At 72.1% G+C, this 11,594-nt stretch carries 10 protein-coding genes; 3 read left to right on the top strand and 7 right to left on the bottom strand.

The annotated features are described in order from the left end of the window. Positions 1-17: 17 nt before the first annotated feature. Complete coding sequence (locus ACIBVN_RS17470) at positions 18-407, bottom strand: GNAT family N-acetyltransferase (RefSeq protein ID WP_397137404.1); 390 nt, start codon at positions 405-407, stop codon at positions 18-20. Between the two features lie 348 nt (positions 408-755). Here ACIBVN_RS17470 and ACIBVN_RS17475 point away from each other — a divergent pair, with 348 nt between their 5' ends. Then, entirely contained in the window at positions 756-1,709 is a 954-nt protein-coding gene (locus tag ACIBVN_RS17475; protein ID WP_397137406.1) for a GntR family transcriptional regulator, read from the top strand. A gap of 108 nt (positions 1,710-1,817) precedes the next feature. Beyond that, positions 1,818-2,393 (top strand): dihydrofolate reductase family protein, encoded by a 576-nt coding sequence (locus ACIBVN_RS17480; protein WP_397137408.1) that lies wholly within the window; start codon positions 1,818-1,820, stop codon positions 2,391-2,393. A gap of 25 nt (positions 2,394-2,418) precedes the next feature. Here ACIBVN_RS17480 and ACIBVN_RS17485 read toward each other — a convergent pair whose 3' ends face one another. Beyond that, positions 2,419-3,249, bottom strand: coding sequence for a helix-turn-helix domain-containing protein (locus ACIBVN_RS17485; protein WP_397137410.1), 831 nt, complete (start codon positions 3,247-3,249; stop codon positions 2,419-2,421). A gap of 161 nt (positions 3,250-3,410) precedes the next feature. On the opposite strand from ACIBVN_RS17485, the gene ACIBVN_RS17490 reads away from it, so the two are divergent. Then, positions 3,411-4,178 (top strand): NADPH-dependent F420 reductase, encoded by a 768-nt coding sequence (locus ACIBVN_RS17490; RefSeq protein ID WP_397137412.1) that lies wholly within the window; start codon positions 3,411-3,413, stop codon positions 4,176-4,178. A 39-nt stretch (positions 4,179-4,217) separates the two neighbouring features. Here ACIBVN_RS17490 and ACIBVN_RS17495 read toward each other — a convergent pair whose 3' ends face one another. Genes ACIBVN_RS17495 through ACIBVN_RS17515 form a run of 5 tightly spaced genes read right to left on the bottom strand, consistent with a single transcriptional unit; the run spans position 4,218 to position 11,583 of the window. After that, positions 4,218-5,162 (bottom strand): hypothetical protein, encoded by a 945-nt coding sequence (locus ACIBVN_RS17495; protein WP_397137414.1) that lies wholly within the window; start codon positions 5,160-5,162, stop codon positions 4,218-4,220. After that, positions 5,159-7,585 carry an AAA family ATPase gene (locus tag ACIBVN_RS17500; RefSeq protein ID WP_397137416.1) on the bottom strand — a complete coding sequence of 809 codons (2,427 nt, stop codon included), beginning with the start codon at positions 7,583-7,585 and terminating at the stop codon, positions 5,159-5,161. The genes ACIBVN_RS17495 and ACIBVN_RS17500 overlap by 4 nt, the downstream gene beginning before the upstream one ends. Then, entirely contained in the window at positions 7,585-8,724 is a 1,140-nt protein-coding gene (locus tag ACIBVN_RS17505; protein WP_397137418.1) for an exonuclease SbcCD subunit D, read from the bottom strand. The genes ACIBVN_RS17500 and ACIBVN_RS17505 overlap by 1 nt, the downstream gene beginning before the upstream one ends. Before the next feature lie 14 nt (positions 8,725-8,738). Next, positions 8,739-10,496 carry an ATP-binding protein gene (locus ACIBVN_RS17510; RefSeq protein WP_397137420.1) on the bottom strand — a complete coding sequence of 586 codons (1,758 nt, stop codon included), beginning with the start codon at positions 10,494-10,496 and terminating at the stop codon, positions 8,739-8,741. Beyond that, positions 10,474-11,583: a LacI family DNA-binding transcriptional regulator gene (locus ACIBVN_RS17515; RefSeq protein ID WP_397137422.1), complete on the bottom strand. Its 1,110-nt coding sequence runs from the start codon at positions 11,581-11,583 to the stop codon at positions 10,474-10,476. The genes ACIBVN_RS17510 and ACIBVN_RS17515 overlap by 23 nt, the downstream gene beginning before the upstream one ends. Positions 11,584-11,594 lie beyond the last annotated feature (11 nt).

Raw genomic sequence — 11,594 nt, forward strand, 5'->3', positions numbered from 1 at the left:
TCGTCGTGCCTTGGCGGTCAACGGCGCGGCCGGCGCCACATCGGCCACAGGAGCGGGCTGTCCGCCACGCGTACCGGCTCGCCGAGATCCTCGAATCCGTGCCGCAGATAGAGGGCGCGGCTCCGGGGTGAACTCGCCTCCAGATATGCGGCGAGCCCCTCGGCGTCCGCTCGCTCCAGCCGGTGGCGCAACATCGCCGAGCCGAGTCCGGCGCCCTGCCGCCCGCCGATCACTCCCATGCACGCGAGGTAGAGGTGCGGTTCGCGATCGGGGTGCCGTTGAGCCAGGGCCTGGCCCAGAGCCCGCAAGCGCGCGCCGCCCGCACCGAAGACCGTTCTCAGGTCCGCCTCGGGCGCGTCCTGAGGCTCCTCATGGGCCGTCTGACCTGCGGCCAGCGTCAGCCACACCGACGCACCCTCTCGACGGCCGGTCAGATACGCCTCGCCGGCGGGATGGGTGAGCAGGGGGCGGTAGAAGTGCGACTGGAGACGACCTCGTTCGCCGGCCTCGGGGAAGAGTCAGCAGGCGAGGGGGTCGTTCATGAACGCCTCGATGAGGACGTCCAGCACCGCCTGCCGGTGTGCCGCATCCGCCCGCCGTATGGATGCGTACGGTGTATCAACTGTCATGCGTACAGAGTATTGAGATTGCCGCTGATTTGGCGCTGAGTTGGCCCTTCGAGTCGCTAAAGTGCACTAGTACTGTGGGAATTGAACTAGTACACTACGGCCATCATCGATGGATCGGGGGCCTATATGTCGTCGTCAACGCAGCGACCGGATCCGCCCTACCAGCGGATCGTCGCGGAGATCCGTGGCCGGATCCTGGCCGGCGACCTGCGGCCCGGCGATCGGATGCCGTCCATCCGGCAGATCGCCCAGCGATGGGGCGTCGCGGTCGCCACCGCGACCAAAGTGATGGCGACTCTGCGCGACGAGGGGCTGGTCGACGCGAAGGTCGGTTCCGGCACGGTGGTCAGCGCGCGCACGACACACAAGCAGCCGGCCGGCCGGGCCACACCGCCGACACCACGGCAGGCCGGCGTCCCCAAAAAGGCGCTGAACCGCAAGCACGTGCTCCGCACCGCCATCGCGATCGCCGACGTCGAGGGACTCGACGCCGTGTCCATGCGGCGCCTCGCGGCCGAGCTCGGCGTCGGCCCGATGTCGCTGTACCGGCATGTGGCGAACAAGGACCAACTGGTGACGGAGATGGTCGACGAAGTCTTCGGCGAATCGGAGCTCCCCGTCCCCGGACCGGACGGGTGGCGGGCCAAGCTCGAACTGATCGCCCGCCGGCAATGGCTGCTGGGCCGGCGGCACCCCTGGATGCCCAGGGCCGTCTCGTTCACTCGCCCGCTGCTCGTGCCCAACATGATGGCGCACACCGAGTGGACGCTGCGCGCGCTCGACGGGCTCGGCCTGCCCATGACGACACGCATCCGAGAGGCACTCACGCTGCACGCACTGGTCGTCACCGTTGCTCTGTCCATGGCCGATGAGATCGAAGCAGAGCAGGAGACCGGTATGACCTTCGACCGGTGGTGGCTCGCGCAACGGAAACGTGCCGGCGAACTCCTCAACAGCGGGCGATTTCCACTGCTGGCCACGATTCCCGAGGAAACGGTGTCAGACCTGGACGGACTTTTCGAATACAACCTCGCACGCCATCTCGACGGCTTCGCCGTCCTGGTGGCGGATCAAGCCTGAAGGCGGTCATGAGGAGCGCCGGAAATTTCTCGGGGCCGTGTCGATTCCGGCGACGCGCGATCGACGCGTTGGTGAAAGGACAGGAGCACGGCAGAGCAAGGAGATGTCATGAGCACCGTGGTGATGCACAACGTGGTGTCGGTGGACGGCTTCATCGCTGACGCGGAGGACCAGATCGGTCCTCTGTTCGACTGGTACTTCAACGGCGACGTCCAGCTCGGCAAGGGCAGTATGAAGATCTCGCAGGCCTCGGCCGAGTACGTCAAGCCGATGTGGGCGAGCATCGGGTCGATGGTGATCGGGCGTCACCTGTTCGACATGATGAACGGCTGGGAGGGGTCGCCGCCGGCGGGCGAGCATGTGGTCGTGGTGTCGCACCGGCCGAAGCCCGACGGGTGGCACCCCGAGGCGTCGTACCATTTCGTCGACGATGTGGCGCAGGCGATCGCGAAGGCCAAGGAGCTCGCCGGGGAGCGCACCGTCGCCGTGGCGGCGGGCGACGTCGGCGGGCAGGCACTCGCCCTCGGCCTGGTGGACGAGGTGGCGATGGACGTCGTGCCGGTGGTCTTCGGCTCGGGCAAGCGGTACTTCGGCTCGGTCGATGCCCAGCACCTGCTCGAGGACCCGCACGTGGTGATCCAGGGCGACCGGGTGCTGCACCTGCTCTATCGAGTCCGCCGCTAGCGAGCGACATCCCTGGCACATCGGCTTACAGGGTCCCAAGTTTCCGGAGTGCCTGCTCGGATGCCGAGCCCGGTTCTGCGGCGAACAGGTCCAGCCCGCAGCACGACGGCTCGTCGGGCAGCGCGATGAGCTCACCGTGCAGGGTCAGTTCGCCCACGACCGGATGGTGCAGCACGTACGTCCGGGACCGGACCTGCGCGACCGGGTGCTCCGCCCACATCCGCGCGAAATCCGCGCTCAGATCCCGCATGTGGTCGATGTGCGCCGCGAGCCCGGCGTCCCCGCGATAGCGCCCGAGCAGAACGCGCAGATGCGCCACCTGCTCGCGCGCCGCCCGCTCCCAACCGGTCCGGTGCAGCTCGCGCAGGTAGGGCTCGGCGAACAGCAGGTGCGAGAGCGTGCGGCGGTGTGCCGGCAGCGCGGGGAAGTCGCCGAACACCGCCACGGCGAGCTGGTTCCAGCCGACGATCTGGGTGTGCCGGCCGACCACCAGCGCCGGCGTCATCACGAACGACTCCAGCAGGTGGCGCAAGCCCGCAGGCACATCCGGCGACGCCGCGGCCCCCGCGCACGGCACAGGGCGCCGTGCGATCCGGTGCAGGTAAGCCAGTTCGTCGGTGTCCAGCCGCAGAGCCGCGCCGACGGCGTCCAGGATCTCGTCCGAGACGCTGTCACCCTTGCCCTGCTCCAGACGCGTGTAGTGGGCGATGCTCACACCCGCGAGCCGGGCCAGCTCCTCGCGCCTCAGGCCCGCGACCCGGCGCGCTCCGCCGTAATCGCGCAGCCCCACGTCCTCCGGGCGCAGACGGGCACGGCGTGATTTGAGGAACTCGCTCAGTTCGGTCCGGTCGTTCACGCGACAACCCTACGTCTGAGCGCGCGCGGCGGGTGATCACGCCGTGAGTACGCAAAGCACGGACCTGGTCGGGCGGCCGCGGCGGTTCCAAGCTGTCAGTCGAGCCACCCACGCGCGACCGGCGCGGCCTGGCCGCCGCCGGTTCTTGCCGCGACATCCACATGAACGAACGGAGCGAAGCCGTGTCCCGAACGCTTGGACTCATCGGCAGCGGAATGATCGGTTCTTCCGTTGCCCGCCTGGCCGTTGCCGCCGGCCTTGAGGTTGTCCTCAGTAATTCGCGAGGGCCTGAGACACTCGCTGATCTTGTCGCTGAGCTTGGCGGGCGTGCCCGAGCGGCCACACCGGCACAAGCGGCACGCGCCGCGGACCTGGTGGTGGCGGCCGTCCCGCTGAAGGCATACGAACGGCTCCCCGCCGAAGCTCTGGCCGGCAAGACGGTGCTGGACACGGCGAACTACTACCCCGAGCGGGACGGCCACCTGGCCGAACTGGATGCGGGCGAACTGACCTCCAGCGCCCTGATGCAGCGCCACCTCGCGGGCTCCCGTGTGGTCAAGGCATTCAACAACATCACGCCGCACCAGCTGCTCACCCTCGCCCGGCCCGCGGGCGCGCCGGACCGCAGCGCCCTGCCCATCGCCGGCGACGACGCGGCGGCCAAGACGGAGGCCGCCCGGCTGTTGGATGTCCTCGGTTATGACGCGGTGGACATCGGCACGCTTGCCGACAGCTGGCGCAGCGAACCGAACACACCCGTCTACATCCAGCCCTATCTCGGCGAGATGCCCGCCATGAACGTCGAGGCCTTCCTCCGCTGGACTCTCCAGACTCCCGGCGTGGTCGTTCCCGCATCGCAGGTCGGCAAGCTCGTCGAGACCGCGGTCCGCCAGCCGGCGGGCGAGGCCAGGCTCCCAAGCGACGGCTGAGGCTGGAACCGCACCGGGACGTGGCGGGCGTGGCCGCGGTCAACCGGCCGCCACCGTGCGCAGTGCGCGGTAGAGCAGGCGGTTGTCGCCCAGGTGGTGGCGCAGGAGTTTCTCCAGGCCGCCGATCGGGACCAGGTTCTGCGGGGCACGCGGGTCCTTGTAGTCGACGCCGGCCAGTGGGGGCAGCGCGAGGGTGACCGCGTCGGCCAGCCGTACGACCTGGGCCGGGTCCAGGTCGGCGCTGGCCTCGCAGCGTGCCACGCCCGCCCAGGGGGCGGCCGACTGGACGGGGAGCCGCACGTACCAGGCGTGTCGCCGCCAGCTGGTGCCCATGAGGAACACCGGGGTGCGCTGGCCGGGGGTGAGTGCGGCGACGACCGCGGACTGGGGCGGCGGCAGGTAGGCGGTGTGGTGGGTCTTGATGTAGCCGACCGTGCGCGGCAGGTGCGTACGCCCGCGCAGCGGCCCGTCGACCAGGAGCAGGTCGTCGCCGCGGTTGCGGTGCCGGACGGCCAGGTCCACCTCGAGCTGGGTGACCTGCCGCTGCAGCGCCAGGGACAGCTCCTCGAAGGAGGCGTCGGCGGCCTTGCTGGGGTGGTAGGTGGCGTGTGTGGTCTTCACCTCGGGCGCGTGCGGGGAGGCGGAGATCAGCGTCCGGTTGACCTGGATGTCGGCCAGGTCGGCGCCGTCCGGGCCGCAGCGGACGATCCCGGCCGCGTACGAGGCGGCGATGCCGGGGACGGGCATGGGGGCGTCGGGGTCGTGGACCCAGACGCGGGCGTCGATTCTGCGCACGCCGTCGGCGACGAGCAGGGTCTCGGGGGCGGAGGCGTCGGGTCCGGGTGTGACGGGCTTCCAGTCGGCGGCCGGGTGCTCGATGTCGAGGATGAGCTCGGCGGTGGTGGGGCCGAGCTCGGAGAGGTTCTCGACGGCGAGGGCGGCGGCGTAGCCCGGGTCCCACGGGTCGACGGTGAAGCTCGTCATGGGGCGATGGCCGCCTTCCGTACGTGGGAGCCCTTGGCGTCGCGGCTGACCTCGAAGCGCACCGGCACGCGGTCGGCCAGCGCGGGCACGTGGGTGACGACGCCGATCATGCGTTCCTGGCCGGCGGCGAGGCGTTCGAGGGTGGTGGCGACGGTGTCGAGCGTGGCGGGGTCGAGGGTGCCGAAGCCCTCGTCCAGGAAGATCGAGTCGAGTCTCCTGGCGACGGCGCCGGACAGGGCCAGCGCCAGCGCGAGGGCGGCCTGGAAGGTCTCGCCACCGGACAGGGTGCGGGCGCTGCGGCGCATGCCCGCCTCGCCGTAGTCGATGACCTCGATGTCGCCGGTCTTGTCGGCCAGCGCGAGCTCGTACTGGCCGTCGGACAGCTCGCGCAGCGTGTCGGAGGCGGAGGCGACGAGCACGGCGAGGGCCTCGGCGCACAGCCAGCGCTCGAACGCGTTGGCGCGCAGGCGCAGGGCGAGCTCATGGGCGACCTTGGCCTCGTGCTCCTTCTGGGCGACCTGGTTGCCCAGGTCGGCGGCGCGCTTGCGTTCCTCCTTGAGCCGGTCGAGGGCGCTGTCGGCGCGGGCGACGGAGCCGGCGACGGCGGCGCCGAGCTGGTCGGGTGAGGCGTCGCGCGGGGTGACGACGCCGTGCTCGGCCAGGCGCTCGGCCAGCCTGCGGCGGTCGGCGGCGAGCCGGTCGCGGGCCTGGGCGAGCTGCTGCTCGCGTTCGGCGAGCGCGGCGAGGGCGGCCTGGGCGGCGCGGTCGCGCCAGGCGAGCAGCTCGGTCCAGGCCCGGTGCAGGTCGTCGCGGTGGAGGGGCGGTGGCGGGTCGTCCTGGGCGCCGGCGACCAGCAGCCGGTCGCGGGCGGTCTCCAGCGTGCGCCAGGCGGACTCGGTCTGGCGCTCGACCTGCTCGGCCGCGGCCCGCGCCCGATCCAGCTCGCCACGTGCGGCGCGTACGGCGTTGCGGGTCTGGGTGGCGAGCTGGTCGGCCTTGGCGATGGCGGCCAGCCGCGCTTCGAGCTCGGCCCGGTCGCCGGGGGCAGGGAGCGCGGCCAGCTCGGACTCCAGCCGGGCGGCCTGAGTGGCCAGCATCGACGCGGAGGTCTCGGCCTTGGCGTGGGTGGCTGCGGCGCGCTGGGCACGTTCGCGGGCGTTCGCCAGGGCGCGGTCGGCTGTGCGCATGTCGGCGGGAGGCTCGTGATGGGGCAGTTCGGCGACCGGGTGCCGGCAGACGGGGCACGGCTCGCCGACGGCCAGCCGGTTGAGCAGGTGGGCGGCGGCGTGGGCGGCACGCAGGCGTTCCCGCTGGGCCTCGGCGGCGGCGAGCGCCTGTTCGGCGGCCGCCCGCTCGCCGGTCAGGCCCTCGAGTGACGTGGCGGCCGACGTGGCGGCCGCGCCGGCGCGCCCGGCCTCGGCCTGCAGGCGTTCGCGGGCGTCAAGCGCGGCCAAGGCCGCCCGGGGAGCGCCGCGGTCGCCGAGCGCGGCCAGCGCCTCGTACGCCTCGTGCTCGTCGGCCGCCAGCCTGGCAACGTCGGCGGCCAGCGTCTGGACCGACTCGGCGGCGGCGCGGCGGGCCGCGGCCAGGTCGGGAACGGCGGCAGGCAGGCGCAGCGACGACAGGACCGACTGGCGTTCCGCCACGGCGGCCCGCTCCTGCTCGGCGCGGCGGATGTCGCCCTCGCGGGCCCGCAGCAGATCCAGGTCGGCGCCGATGGTCTCGGCCAGCCGCCGCAGCGCCGCCAGCCGCTCGCTCAGCTCCCGTTCGGCCTCCTCCGTCGCGCCGGACAGCTTGGCGAGCTGGTCGCGGGCGAAGGAGGCGGCCTGCTTGGCGGCCTCCTCCTCGCGGGCGGCGCTCTGCCTGATCCGCTCGTACACGTCGGCGTCGAGCAGCTGCACCAGCAGGTCCTGCCGCTCACGCGGCGCGGCGTGCAGGAACTCCGCGAAGCGGCCCTGCGGCAGCACCACGCACTGGGTGAAGAACCGGTACTCCAGCCCGGTCACCCGCTGCGCCTCCGGGGTGACGTTCTCGCCCTCGGCGATCGGCTTGAGCACCGCGTCGAACGCCTGCCCGAGCGGCGCGGCGCCGTCCAGCTCGTCGAGCCTGGCCTCCTTGGTGCGGACCGCGCCCTTGGCGTCGCGCACCATCGCGCGGACCACGCCGTAGCGCCGGCCGTCGCTGTCGAACACCATCGCCACCTTGCCGGCGGTGACGGACGGGGCCAGGGCGTGGGCGACGGCGCCCTCCCTGCCCCAGCGCGGCACGGTGCCGTACAGGGCGAAGCAGATCGCGTCGATGATCGTGCTCTTGCCCGCGCCGGTCGGGCCCACGAGCGCGAAGTACTCGGTGTCGGAGAAGTCGACGGTTACCGGCTCGCGGAAGCTGCCGAAGTGGTCAAGGTGCAGCAGCAGGGGACGCATCAGCCGGTCACCTCGTCGTAGAGCCGGTCGAACAGGGCGGCCACCTGCTCGTCGTGGCGGCCGGTGGCGGTCAGGTAGTCGCGGAACAGCTCGCGCGGGCTGCGCTCGGCCGAGCCGGTCCTGCGGGTGGCGGGCACCGGCCTGAACCGCTCGTCCAGCATGACGTCGACCGCGCCGGACAGCAGCTCGCGCACGTCGTCGGCCAGGCCGACGCGTGGCTTCTCCTCCACGATCACCTTCAGCCAGTCGTCGCCAGGCTCGATGCCCTCCAGCTGCTCCAGCGTGCCGCGCACGGTACGCAGGCGGCGGGCCGAGCCGAATGTCAGCTCGCTCACCACGGCGGGCCGCCCCGGCGAGACCTCGACCAGCAGCGCGCCCGGCGTGTTGCCCTCCTCGCCGAAGTCCACGTTCAGGGGCGAGCCGCTGTACCAGATCGGGCACGGGCCGGGGATCTGCTGGCGGCGGTGCAGGTGGCCGAGGGCGGCGTACTGGGTGGCGGGCGGGAACGCGGTCGGCTCGAAGTAGTAGGAGAAGATGGACTGCGCCTCGCGCTCGCCGCCGCCGAAGGCGCCGCCGGGCAGCGTGCCGTGGGTGGTGACCAGGTTGACCGTGTCGGCGTGGAAGCCCGCGGTGAGCGCGCCGATCAGCTCGCCGATGCGGGAGGCGTAGTCGCGGTTGTGGTCGGCGGCGGTGCCGGTGAGGACCTCGGCGGCGCGTACGACGTACCGGTGCGACAGGAACGGCAGCACGGCCAGCCGCACCGGCTCACCGGAGCGCGCCGTGAAGGCTAGTGTGCCGCCCGCGTCCGGGCGCCGGAACGAGCCGATGACGTGCAGGCCGAGCTTGCCGAGCACCGGCCGGTAGACCTCAAGCAGCTGCGGGTTGTCGTGGTTGCCGGCCAGCACCACCACGTCGCGGCCGTCGCCGCGCAGCGCCATGAGCGCGTTGAGCACCAGCGACTGGGCCTCGGGCGTGGGCGCGGAGGTGTCGAACAGGTCGCCGGCCACGATGACGGCGTCCACGTCGTGGGTGCGGGCGGTGGCGACCAGCTCGCGGAGCACGGCCCGGTGCTCGTCGAGGCGGGGGCGGCCCTTGAGCACCTTGCCCACGTGCCAGTCCGCGGTGTGCAGGATCTTCACGAAACCACCTGTGGTCAGAAGGGCGGGATGTCGTCTTCGGCGCCGGGCAGGCCCTGGAACGGATCGGCCGAGACCTTCGCCGGCTGGGTCGCGGCCTCGGCCGGCCGGGTCGCCCAGGCCGGGAAGGGGAACGCGACGGCCAGCGGCACCGGGATCTCCGGCTGGGCGACGAACATGGTGCCCGGCTTGGCGATCGTCGCGCGCTCCCGCACGGCCGGGGGCAGCCAGCCGTACTCGGACCGGGCGGCCTCGGCCGGGTCCAGCCGGCCCGCGACGCGTACGGCGCTGTTGGAGACGATGCGCCGCTCCACCTCCGAGGCCGTCTGCTGGGCGCCGATGAGGATGACGCCGAGCGAGCGGCCCCGCTCGGCCACGTCCAGCAGGATCTCCTTGATGGGGGAGTCGCCCTCGCGCGGCGCGTACTTGTTCAGCTCGTCCAGCACCACGAACAGCAGCGGCCGGGCCGTGCCCGAGGACTCCTTGCGGTGGAACTCCCCGCGCAGCACCACGCCCACCACGAATCGCTGCGCCCGCTCCGGCAGGTTGTGCAGGTCCACGATCGACACCTGCGCGTCAGAGGTGCGGACCGAGTGGTTGCGGTAGAACGGCAGGTCGCCCCGGACGATCGGGGACAGCGGGCGCACCGCGCTGCGCAACCGGCGCAGGAAGGCGTTGACGGTGCCGAGCGGCGTCTGCGCGCCGCTCCACTCGCCGCGCGCGCTCTCGTCCTGCAACTGGTCGGACAGCATCTCCACGAGGTCGGCGAACGTACGGCAGGCGATGCCGCGCACCATGATCGCGCCGCCGTCGCCCACCGGCTCGGCCCACGCCTTCAGCCGGGCGGCCACCTGCCCCACCAGCAGCGAGTAGCCGGCCCGCTCGTCGTCGGCGTCGGCGAACACGAACCGCAGCAGCTCCTCCTCGCAGAACTCCACCAGCGTCCAGTAGAAGGAGCTCACCCCTTGCGTGCGGGCCGAGACGTGCGGCACGCCGTTGGGGTCGCCGGGGCGGGGCGGCGCGAACACGTGGACGCTGCCGAACGCCTTGGCCGGCAGCCCCAGCCGCGCGTAGACGCTGCGGGCGCGCTCGTCGAGCCGGACGTTGTCGTGGTCGAGGAAGAGCAGGTCCTCGCCCTTGACGGAGAAGATCAGCGCCTTGGTGTTGGCCGCCTCGCCCTCCAGCACACCCGAATTGAAGATCGAGTAGAGCAGGAACGTGGCGAACGAGGTCTTGGTGGCCACGCCGGACACGCCGGAGATCGACACGTGCGCGCCGCGGGTGCCGTCGAGGAAGTCGAAGTTGACGTACAGCGGCTGGCCGTCGCGGCCCATCCCCAGCGGGATCCGCCGATCCATCACGTCGAAATACAGCGCCTGATCACGGTCACCCGAACCGGCGAGGTAGACCTTGGAGCCCGGCAGCGGCGGCACGAACACCTCCGGCTCGACCCTCGTCACCCGCACCTCCGCCACCTCGACCACCGCGGCAGGCAACGCGCCGTCGGCGATCAGGAAGACGTCGGAGTCGTACGCGGCACCCTCGTGCCTGGCCTCCACCGTCGTCACCACACCCGCCACCAGCACCTGGCCGTAGCCCGGCACCTCGCGCCTGGTCACCACCACGTCGTCGAGCTGGACGACCTTGCCCGGCTCCAGGCCCACCCAGAACGACAACGGCGAGGCCGCCTGGGTGCCGAGCACCCGCCCGACCGCCTCACCGGCAGCAGGCGCCGCCGCCGTCGCCTGATGGTTAACCGCCCCGTTGACCGTCACTCATCCCTCCACCCCCACGAATGTCGCTCTTAGGGAGCGTAGTCGGCTCAAGGGGTGCGTCCGGCTCATTCCGCGGGCGGGCACCTCGAACGGGCGCCGTGATGGTCCACGGGATCTCTTGGTCGTACGGTCGGCCGGGGTCGAGTGCCAGACGCGCGCAGTGACGGCCTTGGTCACGCAGCGGGTTCGTGACGGACGTGATGCCGAGGCGCCGGGCGGCCGGTGATGCGTCCCAGCCGAGGTAGGAAGCCTCGGGGTGAGTCTCGCGCAGGGCCTGGTGTGCTCCCAGCGCGAGTTCGTCGCTCATGGCGATGATCAGCGCGTCGGGGACGAGCTGGGGCGCGAGGTCTCGCGCTGCCGCGAGGCCGTCTCGCTGGGTGTTGCGAGCCACGACGGCGATCGGGGTGTTCGCCCAGCTCAGCCCGGCTTGTTCGATGGCGGCGCGATAGCCGCGCAGGCGGGCGTCGGTGACGGGGAACGGCACGTGTGGCGGGAGGTTCGCGCCGGTCGTCAGCTTGTGCTCGCGGTTGCGATCGAGGGGGAATGAGATCACTGCGGGCGACCGGCCCTCACGGAGTCCGTGGGCGGCGACCGCGAGGGCGGCCCGGTAGTCGTCCTGGGTGACGCACACGATCCCCGGGCGTGGCGGACCGCCCTGGATGACGGCGGGGCGGGGGTCGCCGGCGATCGCCGCCAGCACCGGATCGTCCTCCGCGGTGGTCCACAGCACGAAGCCGTCGACTGCCGCGGACAGCACCCGATCGGCGTCGGCGGCGTCGCCCCGTGTCGGGATGAAGGTGAGCCCCCGGTCCTCCTCGACGCAGACCTCCGCGACCCCGGCCAGGAACTGTGCCGCCTGGGGGTCGTCGAAGGCGTAGGTCAGGTGCTCGCTGAAAACCACCCCGATCTGGTGCGTACGGCCGGATTTCAGCGCGCGGCCCACGGCGTCGGGGCGATACCCCAGCTCGCCGGCCGCGCGGCGGACGCGGTCGCGGGTCGCGGGCGCGACTCGGGCAGGCCGGTTGAAGGTGTAGGAGGCGGTCATGGGTGACACCCCCGCACGAGCGGCCACGTCCTTCAGCGTCACGCGTCTACGGT

Source organism: Nonomuraea sp. NPDC049400, assembly GCF_044466425.1.
Taxonomy (GTDB): Bacteria; Actinomycetota; Actinomycetes; order Streptosporangiales; family Streptosporangiaceae; genus Nonomuraea.

Coding starts and splice junctions, on each gene's coding strand:
- ACIBVN_RS17475 (WP_397137406.1), top strand. CDS start 756: ATGTCGTCGTCAACGCAGCGACCGGATCCGCCCTACCAGCGGATCGTC.
- ACIBVN_RS17490 (WP_397137412.1), top strand. CDS start 3,411: ATGAACGAACGGAGCGAAGCCGTGTCCCGAACGCTTGGACTCATCGGC.
- ACIBVN_RS17500 (WP_397137416.1), bottom strand. CDS start 7,585: ATGCGTCCCCTGCTGCTGCACCTTGACCACTTCGGCAGCTTCCGCGAG.
- ACIBVN_RS17495 (WP_397137414.1), bottom strand. CDS start 5,162: ATGACGAGCTTCACCGTCGACCCGTGGGACCCGGGCTACGCCGCCGCC.
- ACIBVN_RS17480 (WP_397137408.1), top strand. CDS start 1,818: ATGAGCACCGTGGTGATGCACAACGTGGTGTCGGTGGACGGCTTCATC.